14 protein-coding genes are annotated in these 15,792 nt (G+C 61.3%); 5 read left to right on the forward strand and 9 right to left on the reverse strand.

Going from position 1 to position 15,792, the window contains the following annotated elements:
- Nucleotides 1-18: 18 nt before the first annotated feature.
- Together KP699_RS11280 and KP699_RS11285 are read right to left on the reverse strand one after the other, a co-directional pair.
- Nucleotides 19-1,065 carry an alpha-E domain-containing protein gene (locus KP699_RS11280; protein WP_370684620.1) on the reverse strand — a complete coding sequence of 349 codons (1,047 nt, stop codon included), beginning with the start codon at nt 1,063-1,065 and terminating at the stop codon, nt 19-21.
- Nucleotides 1,047-2,519, reverse strand: coding sequence for a circularly permuted type 2 ATP-grasp protein (locus KP699_RS11285; protein ID WP_215762685.1), 1,473 nt, complete (start codon nt 2,517-2,519; stop codon nt 1,047-1,049). The genes KP699_RS11280 and KP699_RS11285 overlap by 19 nt, the downstream gene beginning before the upstream one ends.
- 295 nt (nt 2,520-2,814) lie before the next feature.
- Here KP699_RS11285 and KP699_RS11290 point away from each other — a divergent pair, with 295 nt between their 5' ends.
- Both KP699_RS11290 and KP699_RS11295 read left to right on the forward strand, forming a co-directional pair.
- Entirely contained in the window at nt 2,815-3,807 is a 993-nt protein-coding gene (locus KP699_RS11290) for a transglutaminase family protein (protein ID WP_215762686.1), read from the forward strand.
- 50 nt (nt 3,808-3,857) lie between these two features.
- On the forward strand, nt 3,858-4,943 hold the full coding sequence (locus tag KP699_RS11295; protein WP_215762687.1) for a putative zinc-binding metallopeptidase: 1,086 nt from the start codon (nt 3,858-3,860) through the stop codon (nt 4,941-4,943).
- A gap of 18 nt (nt 4,944-4,961) precedes the next feature.
- On the opposite strand, the gene KP699_RS11300 is transcribed toward KP699_RS11295, so the two are convergent.
- Nucleotides 4,962-6,896: a lytic transglycosylase domain-containing protein gene (locus KP699_RS11300; protein WP_215762688.1), complete on the reverse strand. Its 1,935-nt coding sequence runs from the start codon at nt 6,894-6,896 to the stop codon at nt 4,962-4,964.
- Between the two features lie 210 nt (nt 6,897-7,106).
- Nucleotides 7,107-7,988 carry a uracil-DNA glycosylase family protein gene (locus KP699_RS11305; protein ID WP_252346995.1) on the reverse strand — a complete coding sequence of 294 codons (882 nt, stop codon included), beginning with the start codon at nt 7,986-7,988 and terminating at the stop codon, nt 7,107-7,109.
- A 158-nt stretch (nt 7,989-8,146) separates the two neighbouring features.
- Between KP699_RS11305 and KP699_RS11310 the strand changes: the two genes are divergently transcribed.
- The 3 genes from KP699_RS11310 to KP699_RS11320 all read left to right on the forward strand — a co-directional run bounded on the left by KP699_RS11310 (nt 8,147) and on the right by KP699_RS11320 (nt 11,394).
- A complete protein-coding gene (locus tag KP699_RS11310) occupies nt 8,147-10,012 on the forward strand; it encodes a tetratricopeptide repeat protein (RefSeq protein WP_215762689.1) in 1,866 nt (621 codons plus the stop codon).
- An 11-nt stretch (nt 10,013-10,023) separates the two neighbouring features.
- Nucleotides 10,024-10,911, forward strand: a complete 888-nt coding sequence (locus tag KP699_RS11315; protein ID WP_215762705.1) for a 4-(cytidine 5'-diphospho)-2-C-methyl-D-erythritol kinase — start codon at nt 10,024-10,026, stop codon at nt 10,909-10,911.
- 87 nt (nt 10,912-10,998) lie between these two features.
- Nucleotides 10,999-11,394 (forward strand): hypothetical protein, encoded by a 396-nt coding sequence (locus tag KP699_RS11320; RefSeq protein WP_212373504.1) that lies wholly within the window; start codon nt 10,999-11,001, stop codon nt 11,392-11,394.
- Nucleotides 11,395-11,436: 42 nt separating this feature from the next.
- Here the strand turns inward: KP699_RS11320 and KP699_RS11325 are convergent, their stop codons facing one another.
- From KP699_RS11325 to KP699_RS11345, 5 genes are all read right to left on the reverse strand, one after another.
- Nucleotides 11,437-12,237: an META domain-containing protein gene (locus KP699_RS11325; protein WP_215762690.1), complete on the reverse strand. Its 801-nt coding sequence runs from the start codon at nt 12,235-12,237 to the stop codon at nt 11,437-11,439.
- Between the two features lie 72 nt (nt 12,238-12,309).
- Nucleotides 12,310-13,314: an SDR family oxidoreductase gene (locus tag KP699_RS11330; RefSeq protein ID WP_215762691.1), complete on the reverse strand. Its 1,005-nt coding sequence runs from the start codon at nt 13,312-13,314 to the stop codon at nt 12,310-12,312.
- Between the two features lie 114 nt (nt 13,315-13,428).
- Nucleotides 13,429-14,007: a YqaA family protein gene (locus KP699_RS11335; protein WP_215762692.1), complete on the reverse strand. Its 579-nt coding sequence runs from the start codon at nt 14,005-14,007 to the stop codon at nt 13,429-13,431.
- 98 nt (nt 14,008-14,105) lie between these two features.
- Complete coding sequence (locus tag KP699_RS11340) at nt 14,106-14,315, reverse strand: hypothetical protein (RefSeq protein WP_077930441.1); 210 nt, start codon at nt 14,313-14,315, stop codon at nt 14,106-14,108.
- The gene (locus KP699_RS11345) at nt 14,296-15,792 is read right to left on the reverse strand and encodes an MATE family efflux transporter (protein WP_237388796.1); all 1,497 of its coding nucleotides are present in this window, start codon (nt 15,790-15,792) and stop codon (nt 14,296-14,298) included. Before KP699_RS11345 ends, KP699_RS11340 begins: the two co-directional genes overlap by 20 nt.

The raw sequence follows: 15,792 nt of genomic DNA on the forward strand, positions 1-15,792 counted from the left end.
TAGACAGCGCTGCTGCGGTTACTGCTGCGTCTGGATCTGCACGGTGCCTGCATGCGGGGTAACAGGCCAGAAAGCGTGAGCGGTCTCCTGCTGTGCTTTTGAAATCTGGGTTTGAATCCACTGCATATATTCGTGCAGCCCACGGATGATGATGTCGTCCACAGTCTGGTCTGCAAGGGTTACGCGCAATTCCGCCACCCGTTCCTGTATGGGGGCGCAAAGGCGGCGCAGGCTGCCATGTCCGGCGAGCGTGCTGAGCGTGCTGTCCACAAGGCGCAGGCTGGTTGTCAGAGAGCGTGGAAAGGCATCATTTTTCAGCAAAAAGCCAACAACATTGGCGGGTGTTGTCGTCACGGGCTGTAAGCGGCGGAAGGCATGATAGGCCGCCGCCGAACGCAGGATGGAGGCCCACTGCGTAATATCAATGTCAGACCCCACCGGCTCATGCCCCGGCAGGAGGGTGTGGTAGCGGATATCAATCAGGCGGGTAATCTGGTCACTGCGTTCCAGATACTTGCCCAGCAGATAAAACAGCCACGCCTGATCCCGGTAGAGTGTGCCTTCAGTAATGCCAAAATGGCTCTGGCAGTCCTGCTTCAGGCGGTTGCACAGGCCGGACAGGCTGTTCATGCGGATATCGGATGGCTGAAGGTCCAGCACCCAGCGTGTAAAGACGTTAAGCTGCATCCACATTTCCGTTGAAATCAACGGGCGGACAGCACGCGCGTTTTCCCGCACAGCATGCGCCATGGCTTTGATAGAGTTCGGGTTTTCCTTTTCCGTGACGTAAAAGGCAATAACATCCTCTTCCGTGACGCTCTGATGGCGGGTGTAAAAACAATCCTCATCAGAGTTGATTTGCAGGATGGTATCCCATCCCGGCTGGCCATCCGGCCCGCGCACAAAGCTTTCGGTTACTTCCAGAAGCCGGGCCAGATTTTCTATGCGCTCCATATAGCGCGCCAGCCACATCATGCATTCGCCATAGCGGGAAAGCAGATTGTTCAGCCCCGGTTGCATTTCAAAAAGGCCTGCGGAAAGTTCAGTCATGATGCCAGCACCCACGTATCCTTGGAGCCACCCCCCTGTGACGAATTAACGACGAGCGACCCTTTACGCAGCGCCACGCGGGAGAGACCCCCGGGCAGAACCCATGTGGAGCGGCCTGTCAGCGCAAAAGGCCGCAGGTCCACATGTCGTGCTTCCACGCCATTCGGGCAGAGGGTGGGGCAGACGGAAAGATTAACAACCGGCTGACTGATATAATTGCCGGGATTGTCTTTCAGCCTGTGGCGGAACTCCTCCAGTTCTTCCTGCGTGGCGTGCGGGCCGATCAGCAGACCATAACCGCCGGATTCACCAACTGGTTTGATCACCAGCTTATCGATATTGGCCAGTGTGTAGGCCAGTCCGTCCGGCTCCGCGCAGATATGCGTTTCCACACTGTCCAGAATAGGGTCCTGATCCAGATAGTAGCGGATAATGCGGGGCATATAGGCATACACGGCTTTATCATCCGCAACGCCTGTGCCCAGCGCATTGGCAATGGTCACGTTGCCCCGGCGGTACGCCTCCACCAGCCCCGGCACACCCAGCATGCTCTCCGGATTGAAAGCCAGAGGGTCCAGAAATTCATCATTCAGGCGGCGGTAAATAGCATGGACAGGCCGCAGGCCCGCCACCGTGCGCATGTAGACACGGTGGTTTTCCACCACCAGATCCTTGCCTTCCACCAGCGGCACACCCATCTCGCGCGCCAGAAAAACATGCTCAAAATAAGCAGAATTATAAATCCCCGGAGAAAGCAGCACGACCTGCGGGTTCAGCACACCCTTTGGTGAGACCTCGCACAGGCTCTGGTGCAGTTTCAGCCCGTATTCTTCCACTGAGCGAAGCGGCAGGCCCGCAGCCAGATCCGGCATGAGCCGTAGCATCATATGCCGGTTTTCAATGACGTAAGAGACACCGGACGGCGTGCGGGCATTATCTTCCAGAATCAGAAAACGCCCGTTCTGATCACGGATCAGGTCTGTGCCGTTAATATGCACATACACGCCCCCCGGCACATCCAGCCCGACCATCGCTTCACAGTAGTTCGGGTTTTTCAGAACAAGATCGGCGGGGATAATGCCATCCCGCAGGATGGCGCGTTCATGATAAATATCATGCAGGAACAGGTTGATGGCCTGCACACGCTGCTGGACACCGCGCTCAATATGGTCCCATTCCGCAGCGGTGATCACGCGGGGGATAACATCAAACGGCAGCACACGGTCTATCGCTTCGCGGTCGGAATAGACGGTAAAGGTAATGCCCAGACGGTAAAGCTGTGCTTCCGCAGCGTTGGTGCGGTGCCGCAGGTCCGCCAGACTGAAATGTGCCAGACGGTTCTGCACCTCCCGTAAAGCGGGAGGAACAGTATCCTTGCGGTTCATGAGTTCACAGAAGAAATCCGGAACATCATACGCAGCAAAAATACCGGCTGCCTGAGCGGGTGCATGGAGTGGCGCGTCATTCATACCCTGACTCCCGATATGAGGTCCGGCACTCCGGCTGGTCAGGAAACCTGCGCCTCTGCATGCCGTGTTCGTTACGGTTAATGATTTAACACGAGCAGGATTTGGGGGCTTTGCCAAGCCGCAAAACAGAAATTTGTTCTTTTATCGGAATATCATGCGCAGGGGGCTGGTCTGCGATGGATTAATGCTGATACCGTATGCGCGTTCAGACGCCATAAGCGGTTTTTTCCGGTTTTGTGGCAGGAGAGGAGCAGGGCGTTTCCAGCATGCGCAGGGTGTTCAGGGCCATACCAGCATGAGTTCACACGTGCTGCTGACTCATCAGACCCGCTACCGGTATGACCGGCCTGTTTTTCTTGGCCCGCAGACCATCCGGCTCCGGCCGTCCCGTTCCTCAAGAACGCCTGTCCGGGCTTACGCGCTGCGGGTTGACCCGGCGGAGTGCCAGCAAAGCTGGCAGCAGGATGAATTTGGCAATCAGGTTGCGGAAGTCGTCTTTGCTGAGCGTGTCACGCATTTTGATATCACAGTGCGGCTTGAGGCTGATCTGAGTCCCAGAAATGCATTTGATTTCACGCTCGCGCCCGAGGCCCGGCACTGGGCACCGCCTGTTGCGCTGGACGCTGTTTCTCCTGCCGGATCCACACCCCTGCTGCAACGCCAGCAGCAGGCTGCGCAGCAACAGCAGGCGGGAGCTGCCATGTTTGCCCCCCGGAGCGGGCTTTACTCGCCGGATGAGCAGGCCGCCCTTTCGGCCTATCGTGCAACGCCTGCCGCAGGACCGTATCTGCACGCCTTTATGGCTGACTGGGTCAAAAAAGCATCGTGTGACACGCTGGACATGCTGGTTGCGCTCAATCGTGCGCTGGCAGGGCACATTGGCTATCAGGTGCGGCTGGAACCGGGGATCTGGAGCCCGGAGGAAACACTGGCGCGTGAGACAGGCTCCTGCCGGGACAGTGCCTGGCTGATGATTGCCATACTGCGGCATCTGGGTTTTGCCGCCCGGTTTGTCTCCGGTTATCTGCTGCAATCCACCAGAACCGCGGAGGGGGAAGAAACCCTGACGTGTGATCTGCACGCCTGGGCCGAGGCCTTTCTGCCCGGCGCCGGATGGGTGGGGTTTGATACAACCTCCGGCCTGCTGACAGCGCAGGGCCATCTGCCTCTGGCCGCAACACCGGCCCCGGAACAGGCTGCTCCCGTGAGCGGATTGCTGGACCAGTGCAACGCGACGTTTGATGTCTCCATGCAGACTGCCCGTCTGGTGATCCCCGAAAGCGTCTGACCTGCGGGTTTTTCTTGCGTTGGGGCACTGGACGCAAGAGAGTGACGGTTATGAGGCTTTTTACCTGTCAGTCCTGTGAACAGATTCTGTTTTTTGAAAATACAGTCTGTGAGCATTGCGAACATAAACTTGGCTATCTGCCGGGGCTTTCCGTGCTTTCTGCGCTGGAACCGGCGGGGGGCGATCTGTGGCGGCCATTAGAGCCGCGCATCCGGCAGGCGGAACTGGCCTATTGTGCCAACCATGCGCATGATGTGTGCAACTGGATGACCATGCCCAATGAATCCGGGCACCCCTCCTTTTGCTTTGCCTGCCGCTTTAACCGCACCATTCCTAATCTGGAAAAACCTGAAAATCTGGAACGCTGGCGCAAGCTGGAAGCCGCGAAACATCGTTTGTTCTACACGCTCTTGCGGCTGAACCTGCCGATCAAAACCCGGCAGGAAGACCCGCATGGCGGCCTGATGTTCGATTTTCTGGAAGACCCGGAAGATGGCTCAGCCCCGGTTATGACCGGCCATGATAACGGGATTATCACCATTGCCCTGCGTGAGGCGGATGATGCCAGCCGTGAGCAGATGCGGGTGGAAATGGGGGAGCATTACCGCACCCTGCTGGGGCACTTCCGGCATGAGGTCGGGCATTATTACTGGAATGTTCTGGTGCGTGATGCCGGGCGGCTTGATGCCTGCCGCGCGGTGTTCGGGGATGACCGCGCTGATTACCAGCAGGCCCTGCAAACCTATTATGACAACCCGCCTCCGGCTGGCTGGCAGACCCATCATGTCAGTGTCTATGCCACGTCTCACCCGTGGGAAGACTTTGCGGAAACCTGGGCGCATTATCTGCATATTGTCTCAACACTGGAGACAGCATGGGCCTATGGCGTTTCCATCAATCCGGCTCTGGCAGGGGCAACGCCGTCCTGGTCCCCGCGCCATGGGGACCCGTATACAGAGGCCTCTTTTGATGAAATCATGCAGGCCTGGCTCCCGCTGACCTATGCGGTCAACAGTCTGAACCGCTCCATGGGTCTGCCTGATTTTTACCCGTTTGTGCTGACGCAGGGTGTGGTGGATAAACTCTCTTTTATCCACACCCTTATTCGGGAAACGCAGGCGCTGCGGTCCTGCTGAAATCCCTTGCGGTCTGCCCTAGTGCAGAACGCGGGTATTGATGCTGTGCGCCAGAGCCTGTTCATCCGCAAAGTCCGGCCATTCATTCCGGGCCAGTGTTGCGAGCGACGGGGTCGGTAACTTCAGCTTGGCGGCATAAATCCACAGATAGGACAGGGCCCGGTGGACGTAATCCCGCGTTTCCGTGTTGGGGATCAGTTCCATAAACAGCAGCGGATCATCTGAGGAAGACGCAGCTTTCTCCCACCGTGCCAGTGCTGTGGGGCCAGCATTATAGCTTGCCAGCAGGCGGATCATATCCCCGCCGCGCAGCGGGGTGTGGGGGTTATGGCGTGTCAGGTCTGCCAGATACTGCACATAACGCTGCCCGATTTCCAGATTCAGGCTGGGGTCATGCAGAGCGTTGGTCTCGTTTTCAAACCGGTGGTTCAGGGTGTTGGGCGGGCTGGTGACAAAATCAGCCGTCAGGGGGCGGATCTGCATCAGGCCATGCGCCCCGGCTCCGGAGACAGCCTGCGGGTCAAAATTCGATTCCAGCCGCGTCAGCGCGTAGACCAGCGCGGGGTCCATAATAAAGCCGTGGCGGGGCTTCAGCAGAGGGAGGGGCAGGTTTTTCTGTTCCGCACCTTGTGTGGAGGCCCGGGTCTGAAGGGCGTCGGCCATTTCGGCTGACAGGTCATGCAAACCTGCGGCATCCGCAACAAGCTGGAAGGAGCGGGCAAGGGTGACGTCATGCAGGTCCGGCCATGCCCGGCGGATGGTGTTTTCCGCCCGTTCCTGCTCACCTACCTGAAGCAGGGCAAAGACGCGCCGCCCGATATCGGTCGCCCCCACGGCTTCAATATCAATTTCTGTCAGAACCTGTGCGGAGGGCGTGTTGCCAGACGGTTCCAGCGGCGAGAAGCTGACCTTGCGCACGCGCTCATGTACACCCGTTGCAGGGTGCAGGATGCGGGCTGCCAGCAATCCGTAAAACGTGGTGGGGAAGGCTGCGGCATGCTGGAGCCAGGTATGCCGGGCATGGTCCTGCCCCTGCTTTTCATGCGCGCGGGCGGCCCAGAATGCACAGGCCGCGCGGATTTCCGGCGTGGCTGTGGCGGCGTGGGACGCTTTTTCAAAGTACGGCGCAGCCTGCTCATAATGCTCCTGCTGCCACAGGGCCAGTCCGGCGACGTAGCCTGCCAGAGCATTTTTAGTGCGGGAGCCTTCTACCGCCGCCTGACTGATTTCCAGCGCGACATCTGTCTCCCCGGCGTTCAGCATGGCCTGAGCGGTTTCCGCCTGAAGCTGGGCGGCGTAGGCGGGCGTCATGCCCGGTGTGGCGGTAATCAGATGCAGGGCGCTGTGGACGCCCTTCAGGCCCCAGCCCGTGCGTTCCCGCAAGGTGCGGTCCAGCAGGGGGTTGCGGGTAAAGTCCTGCGTCAGCGGGTCAGCGGGGATGCTGGCATGGTCTGGTGCCAGATGCGTGGAAACCGGGACCGGCGGCAGGGGCCCGCCGCGCTGCGGCAGGGCGGACAGACGCGCCCAGATGGCTGCTGCATCCGCGTAGGAGACATATTTTTTCAGCCAGGCCCGCAGTTCCGTGGCACCCGGATGGTAGGCGGGGTTCAGATAGCGGTCGGCCTCAATATCCCCCAGCAGCGTGGCATCTGTCAGCCGCGTTGTGCTGGTGATGGCCTCCGCAAAGGCGCCTTGCCGCTGGAGCCGGAAGATGGATTTGATCTGCGTGCTGATTTCCGGGGAGAGCGGCTTTGGAAGAGGAATGTCATCCCCTTCCGGAAACGCCTGTCGTGGCATGACCATCGCAAGCTCTTCGCTTTGCGTGTCCTGCCCCGTCCCGGGGAGCTTGGCATAGGCTTTCGTCGCTACGACGGAAGCACCGGCCAAAAGGGCGGCTCCGGCCATAAAGGCCTTTGCCGCGATTTGATGAGGGATCTGTCCTATCGCTCGCATGGCTGGCGGGGTCTATGAGGTTCTGCGCCAAAAAGCAAGTTTACTCTGTGTAAGCACTCAGCAGGTGTGCTTGAGAAAACGGGAAAACGCCACTGTGAATAGCCAGCCAATAGCGTGGGAACTACTTGTGTTACATAAGGAAATCAGAGTCTGAATAGAGGCGGTTTTATTATTGAGCCGCCCCGCTGTTCCTCTTGCTCCGGAGTGGATTCAGGGGTTGCCCCGTAGCGTTTGTGCAACAAGCATCAGGTCCTGCCAGATTTCCTTGCGGGCCGTCGCACTGGCCCGCAACTGGAGCGGGTGCCGCATGACAAGCGTGGGGAGCGGGGAGGCCAAACCGGAGAGGCTGGCAGGCCCCCAGCTCCGGCGTGGCATGGGGCTGCTGGCATCCAGCAGCATCCGGGCCGGAAGCCGCCCGCACAGCAGCAGACGCTGCGGGGCAAAAAGGGCGATGGCGCGCTCCAGAAAGGGGCGGCACAGCTTGAGTTCGGCCTCGGTCGGGGCGCGTCCACCCGGCGGCCGCCAGGGCAGGGCCGTGGCCAGCAGCAGGGTCTGGCGGTCCAGCCCCAGTGGGGCCAGCATCTGGGCCAGCAGCTCACCGCACAGGCCGGAAAACACCGTACCGCTGCGGTCTTCATCCGCATCGGGCGCTTCCCCGATAATCATAAGCGGAGCCTGAATCGGCCCGGTGGGGAATAGGGTGTGCATGGCTGTTGTGCGCAAGGCACATGCGGAGAAGCCGTCCATAGCCAGCCTGAGGGCCTCGGGCGTCATGGCCGCTGCCGTCAGACTCTGGGCCTGCGCGACCGTTTCCGCCAGCAAAGCGGGGCCGCTGGTCGCGCCGGGTGCCGGGTGACGGCCCGCGACTTTGGCCGGAGGGGCCGTCTGCCCGGAAACAGGCGGGGCAGCGGGTGCCGCACGGCTCTGAACCCCCGCCAGATGCCCATCCGGCATACGTCGCAGGGCTGGTTCTTCCCAGGGGAAGCGCATTTTTGCAGAGAGGGCGAGCCGCTGGTCCACCGGGGAGTCGCCCACCACGGTATCCACGCCCCATTCCCCATACAGGCGCAGAAGAGACAGAGCCGCGTCCATCAGATAAACTGCCAGAAAACTGAGGTGCCGGTTTGGCGGTTGGCCGCGGGCAGGGTAGAGAAGTATCCGCCGTTCATGTCATGTCTCCCCAGTCTTTGACGGAACGGGGCGTATCCAATGGCCTGTTAGGGCCTCTGCCGCTCCTGGATAGGGTCATTATGCTGTTTTGTCGCCTTCTGCCTACGGTTTTCCTGCTGCTCTCGGCTTCGGTTCTGACCCCCTGCGCTTCTGCCGCCGTGTCCAAAGGGGCGGAAACCAGCCAGACCCCCGTGCCGGAAAAAGCACCGGACCATCCGCTTCAGACAAAAAATGAGGCCGGGGAGAGCCTCGGTCATGTCGATTCGGGTGCCTTTCTGACGGCTGTGGTGGCGACCCATAAAGGGGATGATCTGGATGCAGCCCGTGCCTTTCGGGCCGCGGCCGCAGCGGACCCGACTAATAAAGACCTTCTGAAGCAGGCTTTTATCCGCAGCGTACTGGCCGGAGACCCGGAGGCCGTGCCTCTGGCGCGTCTGACAGCCCGGCAGCCGGAAGGGCAGAGCATCATTTCCTCCCTTGTGCTGGGGAATGATGCTGTGACCCGCGCTAACTGGGCGGAGGCCTCCCGTTTTTACCAGCAGGCCGGGGCAGACCCGATGGCGCATCTGATTCTGCCACTGCTTCAGGCATGGTGCCAGCAGGGGCAGGGGCACGCGGACGAGGCCATTGCGTCTCTGACGCATATTCAGGGGTCTGTGCTGGTGCCGTTTTATACGCTGCACGCCGCCATGATCGCCCAGACGACCGGGCAAGCCGCCAAAGCAGGGGAACTGTTTGCGCAGGCGGCCAAAATCATGCCGGGGTATGACCTGCTGCTCACACGCTCACAGGCGGCATGGCTGTGGTCTCAGGGCCAGCAGGATAAGGCGCGCTCCCTCATACGCGGTATGATACAGGCGGACCCGGTGCTGGCGCTCGCCGGAGCGCAGTTACAGGCTACTATCGGCCACGCCCCGGTGACTTCGGCGCAGGCCGGGATTGCCCGCGCTTATGTGCTGACGGCTTTCCTGCTGCGGCAGCAGGGCCGCCAGCAGGGGCAGGCTGACCGCCCCGGCCCGACGGACCACCAGTTTGATGAAGCCTCTCGCCTGATGCTGGGCTTTGCACTGGGGCTGGACCCGCATCTGGCGGAAGCCCGGCTGATGCTGTCAGAAATTCAGGATGCGGAAGGGCATCAGACCGCCGCGCGGGAAACGCTGCTGCGTATCCCGCAGACAGACCCGCTTTATCCCGTGGCGGCTTTTCGGCTCGCGCTGGTGGATGGCTCCACCGGGCATCTGGATGAAGCCCAGATTATCCTGACTCATCTGGTGCAGGATACAGGCGGGCAGGGGCTCGCCGTGCGGGCGCTTGGCAATACGCTCTCCGCCCGAAAGGACTGGAAAGGCGCAATTGCGGCCTACAATCAGGCCGTGACGCAGGCAACCGCCAGCAAGACGCTGGACTGGTCCCTCCTGTTCCTGCGGGCCGTGGCGTATCACGAATCCGGGGACTGGCCGCGTGCCAAGGCGGACCTGCAACAGGCGCTCAAGCTGGCGCCGGATGAACCGCTGCTGCTGAACTTCCTCGGCTATTCCATGGTCGAGCGGAAAGAGAATCTGACCGAGGCGGCGGCTCTGCTGCGCAGGGCGGCAGATCTGGACCCGAAGGACGCGGCCATCCGCGATAGTCTGGGCTGGGTGCAGGTTGAACTGGGTGATCTGGCAGGGGGTACGGCCCTGCTGGAACATGCGGCCGAGCAGACGCCGGAAGACCCGGAGGTCAATTACCATCTGGGTGAGGCTTACTGGCGCGCCGGACGCAGGACGGAGGCCGTGGACCAGTGGAATGTTGCCCTTGGCCTGCATCCGGAACCTGCGGATGAAGCCCTGATCCGGGCGGCTCTGGCCCGCGCTGTGGCGGCCGGAGTGATAAAAGCGACACCGCAGAGCGCCCCTCCGGCTGAGAGCGGCCCTGCACCCACCGGAGGAAAGCACACGCCGTGACATCAGCCACGATGGACCCCATGACCCAGACCCTGACCGAAGCCGCTCCGGCCAAGATAAACCTCTACCTGCACGTAACCGGCAAGCGGCCCGATGGGTATCATCTGCTGGACAGTCTGGTGGTGTTTGCCGGAGCCGGGGATACGCTGCGGTATGAGCCGGGGCCGGAAGCCCTGCATCTGGTGCTGGCCGGGCGTTTTGGCGCGGCCCTGAGTGATGCGGCGGGGCCGGATAATCTGGTGATGAAAGCCGCCGCCGCACTGGAAGCCGCCTGCGGGCCGGAGGCCCGGATACAAGGCGGGCGTCTGGTGCTGGAAAAGGATCTGCCGGTCGCGTCCGGCATTGGGGGCGGTTCGGCGGATGCGGCGGCGGCGCTGCGTCTGCTTAACCGGGCATGGTCTGCACAGGTGGGTCACGCCACACTTTTGGACATTGCTGAAAAGCTGGGTGCCGATGTCCCGGTCTGTCTGGCCAGCCAGAGTGCGCGGATGGAAGGGATTGGCGAGGTTCTGAGTGCCGCGCCCGCTCTGCCGGACTGCGGGATGGTTCTGGTCAATTGCGGGCAGGCTGTCTCCACGCCGGATGTGTTCCGTAAGCGGGATGGCGCGTTTCTGCCGCGTGCGGCTCTTCCCGCCCGCTGGCCGGATGCGGCAACAATGGTGGCGGATCTGGCAGAGCTGGATAATAGTCTGGAAGCCCCGGCCTGTGTGGTCTGCCCGCCGGTTCAAACCGTTGTGTCAGCCATTGCAGCGCTGCCGGAGTGCCTGCTGTCCCGCATGAGCGGGTCCGGGGCAACCTGCTTCGGGCTTTTCCCATCCGTGCGGAGTGCGCAGGCCGCCGCGGCCCGGCTTGCGCAGTCGGAACCCGGCTGGTGGGTCTGGGGTGGCGGGCTGGTCTGACCAGCCCAGCCCCTGCCGTAGTCAGGAACGGTTGGCCACTCTGGTCAGATTTCTGATAAAGTGACGCAAAGACCTAAAGGGGGCCTTATGTCTTCTAAAATCGACCTGACTTTATCTGATGATCACACCACTGTTCAGATGACTCTTCCGGGGCAGGGAGAGGAACCGACAGTTGAGGTGCCGCTTTCACTGGATGAAGTGACCAGCCTGATTACAGTGCTTGGGCGGTTGCGTCAGACCATGATGACGAATCATGAAATTCCCCCAATTGAGGGGGCGACCTTTACCCCGGTCACGCGCACCCGCTGGGCCTTGCAGCCCGAAGCGCGGACGGATGGTTCTCTGCTGGCGTTCCAGCATCCGGCGTATGGTCCGGTCGGGCTGGTGCTGGCCCCGCCGGATGCGGACCGCCTTAAAAAAGCGCTCCAGTTGCATGAACAATTGCGGCTGGAACAGAAAGCCGCCCGGGGCAAACTGAACTAACAGACACTCCCGGCATCAGGCTTTCAGAGCCTGACGCCGGAGCTATGGCTGTACGCCGGGTGCCGCATGATCCGCGTCAGCAGGCTGGCGGCGGAAGACAACAGTCGGCTTGTCCTGTGCATCGACCAGTGCGAGAACATCGCCCGTCGGAGCAAGATGCCAGCCACGGGTCGCTTCCATATTTTTCAGGAAAAGCTGTTCCGTCATCATCGCCTGAGGCAGGCACGCCATGCGGGTGGTCAGCATCGGGCCGAAAGTAATGCGTGCACCATCGACCGTTGCTTTGCTGCGGACCCGGTTGCAACCGCTAAAACCGCTGAGGGTGCCATCTTCTGCAATAGTCAGCACGGGCGGGTTGCTGCCTGCCGCCACGGGCGCATCCCCCAGCCGTTCAGCTTTCCATGTTCCTGCGGGGCTTCCGGCGGTCTGTGCAGAGGCGCGGTTAAGCACCAGCAGCAGGCCAGTCTTTTTGCCAGCCGGGACCGGTGTGGGCGTGCTGCTGGTAAACCATGGGCGGCCTTCCACAAAAATGGTGGCGTCCAGCGCGTAGCTCTGGCCGGGTTTGAGGAGCGCGCGGTCAAACTTCAGGGTGAAAGGGACCGGCACCTGTCGCGTTGTGCGCAGGGATGTTCTGGCCAGAACCGGGGCGTTTTCTCCCGTCTGAGAAGCATCCCGCAGGCGGATTTCCACCACTGCAGGAGGCAGGGCCATCCGTTCCCGATACGTCACACTGCCCCGCAGGGTCGTGGTGGCAGCCTGAGCAGAAAGAGGTGAAAAGACAGCAGCGCTCACGCCGCAGACAGCCGCTACCAGCAGGGAACGACGCAGAAAAGAAGGGGTCACGCCCATATGTCTCCTGTTTCAAAACCACAGGATGCTGAGGGTAAAGCTAACCTGTGGCGCCAGTAAGGCTGCTTAGCGGCGGCCGTTGCGGATATGGGTCAGCAGTCCGGTCAGTCCGGCGGCCAGTGCCGCGCCAAACAGGCCAGCCCGCACGCTGGAAGTCACAAAAAAGGAGAGGGGGCTGTCCACACGCCGGGCTTTTTCATCAAAAGCGCCGTGGGCGGCAAAGGCACCGGGCGCGGAGTGAAACAGGTCATCCGCAGCGGTTTTGTCGGCAGAGGTTTTTTCAAGCTGGGCCTTATAGCCATGCTCCGCCAGCCGGGCTTCCCGGCAGCCCGGACCCAGAATACGCCAGATGGCGGATAACGTGGTGCTGGGGCCAATGGAGATGGAGCGGCTGGTGGTAAAGGCAGCCCGGCAGATTGCTTCTGCTGCCACTTCCGGTTCATAAACCGGGCCAACTGGTTTTAAGCGTTTGCCCGTCAGATTCCGGGTCCAGCCGTAGCGCGGGGTGTTGATGGCGGGCAGATCCACCATCACAACCCGAATCCGGTCCGCATCATGCAGCAGTTCCGGGCGCAGGCTTTCACAAAAACCGCGCAGGGCGGCGCGTGCCCCGTTTTCTGCCGCCTGCAAAGGCAGGCCGCGCAGGGACGGTGCGAGGTCCAGATTGATAATGGCGCCATGTCCGCGGCGGCGCATATGCTTCAGCGCGGCCAGCGTGCCGTTCACGCTGCCCAGATAGGTGACTTCCGTCGCGCGCTGAATATCTTTGGCAGAGAGCACCGCAACCTGCCCGACTACGGTCGCCCCGGCGCAGTTGGCCCAGACAGTAATGGGGCCAAGCTCAGCCTCAATCTGGATGGCGGCCTGCTCCACGGCCTCCGCCTGAGAGACATCCACCGGAATGACCATCGTGCGGATGGAATGTGCGGCCAGCTCCTGTGCGGCATCCTTCAGCCGGTCTTCATTCCGGCCCAGCAGGGCGATGTCAAAGCCTGCGCGGCCCAGCGCACGGGCGGCAGCCCGGCCAATGCCTGCTCCGGCACCGGTAATGACAGCGATCTGCGTTGGCATGCTCATCGTCTCCCTGCATTCAGTCTGTAGAGTATGGTCTTTATGCTGTCTTGCGCCGGAACCGTCTGCCGGGCAAGCCAGAGCACAGCGCGGCAGCTGTGCAGCCGTCTGGCGTCACAGATACCGCAGTGCCAGAACGCCGCCTACCAGCAGAACGGCAAACACCCCCATCACCAGCGGCAGGCGGCGCTCCAGAAAAGTCTCAATGGGTGCGCCAAATTTCCATAACAGACCGGCTACCAGAAAAAACCGCATGCCACGGGTCACAAGGCTGGCCGCAACAAAAGGCAGCAGCGCGAAATGTGCCATGCCGCTGGCAATAGTGACGAATTTGTAAGGAATGGGGGTCAGTCCCTTAAACAGGATAATCCATACCCCCCACTGGCGGAATTTTTCCTGTAACGCTGCCAGCGTATGTTCCGCATGGTAAAAATGCACAATGGGCAGCGCCAGATGCTCGAGCAGAAAAGCACCGATAATCCAGCCCAGAATCCCGCCTGTCACACTCCCGACTGTGCAGAGGGCGGCGTAAACCCATGCCTTATCCCGGCGGGAGAGCACCATAGGCACCAGCAGCGTTTCCGGCGGAAGCGGGAAAAAGCTGGCTTCCGCAAAAGCCAGCGCCATCAGCCACCAGGGGGCATTCGGGCTGGCTGCGTGCCGTAACACGCGGGCGTAAAGGCGATTAAGCATAAAAAAACAGGCCGGATGCTGAAATGACGTTCATCCGGCCTTGATGCCACGCTCGGGGCTCTCAGGCCAGAGGGTATCTCCGGCCCGTAGCAGGCAGTTTACATACGCTCGCGGCGCAGAACCTCTTCGGCCTTTGTGTGAATGGTCTCGTATTCTTCCTGCGTCAGGGTGCCGCGGTGCAGCATTTCACTGGCGCGGGCCAGCGCATCGCGCGCATGTGTTGCGTCAGGAATAGGGTAGCGGCGGCCGGGCAGGGCAAAAGCATCATCCGGCAGAGCGTTGCGTTCTTCAGTGGTCAGTTTTGACATCGTCTTCACTCCTCTCCGTTTCCTGAAAGGCGGGGCCTTCCAGTTCATCCAGTTCCGCCATGGCGGCTTCCGCGCTGATGGTCGGAACATCCGAAACAGGCACTTCTCCCGGCCCCGCCGTGCTGCCAGCCGGGCACGGGACGCTGAGTGTCCGTGTGACTCTGAACGCGGTGATCACGGCCAGAGATCCAAAAACAATCCCCCCTGCGGCATGCCCCAGCTGCACCCCGGCAGGCCCAAACCGGCTGCCAAACCAGACAAAGGGAATAGTCCCCAGCGTGGCGCGCCCCCAGTTGAAGGCAGTGGAATAAAGCGGAAACCCCAGATTGTTAAAGGCCGCGTTCGCCACAAACAGCATGCCGACAAACAGGAAAGCCCCAATGGTCCAGGAACAGAACAGATGAATAAGCAGAGCTGCATCGCCCTGCGCGTGGAACCCGGCCACCACGTAATCCTGTAAGGCCGCCAGCACGACCCATGTTGACCCCACACTCAGCATGACAAGCTTGAGGGCTGCGGCCAGCGTCTCACGCACCCGGTCACATCGCCCGGCTCCCAGATTTTGCGCCATGATGGGGCCGACGGAGCCGGTCAGGGCAAAAACCAGTGAGAACAGCACCGGCACCATGCGCTCGATGGAGGCCTGTCCGCCAACGGCTTCCAGCCCGAAAGCCGCCATGGCGCCGGTCACATATGCCCCGGCAACAGGTGTGGCGAGGTTGGTCAGAATGGCGGGCATGGCGACATCGGCCACGCGCTTCGCATCAGTCAGAATCCGGGCGGCCACCGGCCGGGCAATCATGTCATGCCGTAACGCTCCGCGCAGGCCTGCGGCCGCCACCACACAGCGGGAAAGCACGGTGCTGATGGCAGCCCCCGTCAGCCCTTCATGCAGGCCGAAAATCATCAGCGGGTCCAGCACTGCGGCGACAACGGCCCCCAGCAGCGTAATGTTCATGGAGCCTCTGGCATCGCCCACAGCGCGCATCAGGGAGGCCGCGCCCATCCCGATGCAGATCAGCGGTAAAAACGGGCTGACAACGTGCAGATAGGTCGTGGCATGGTCCAGCGCAGGCCCGCGTGCTCCAAACAGATGCAGCACAGGATGCGCGGCGAGAGACGTTATAAGCCCCAGCAACAGCGCGACGACGACGGTCACAACAAGAGAAGAAGAAGCAATATGCCGTGCTTCCTCATGCCGCCCCGCTCCAATTTCACGCGCTGTGGCGGCACTCAGACCAATGGTCATCCCGATGGAGACGGCAATCTGGAGGCCAAGCACAGCGCCCGCAAACCCGATGGCGGCTGTCAGAGCCGGGTCATTCAGGTGTCCGATATAGACCATATTGAGCATGTCGACCGCAAAAACGGCCATCAGGCCGATGGCCCCCGTGCCCGCCATGACAACCACATGCCGCATGATACTGCCGGTTGTAAAACAGGCTTTTTGTCTGCGGGGCGGAGGTTGTCGGGTCAT

Source organism: Acetobacter sp. P1H12_c, assembly GCF_018811975.1.
Taxonomy (GTDB): Bacteria; Pseudomonadota; Alphaproteobacteria; order Acetobacterales; family Acetobacteraceae; genus Acetobacter; species Acetobacter persici.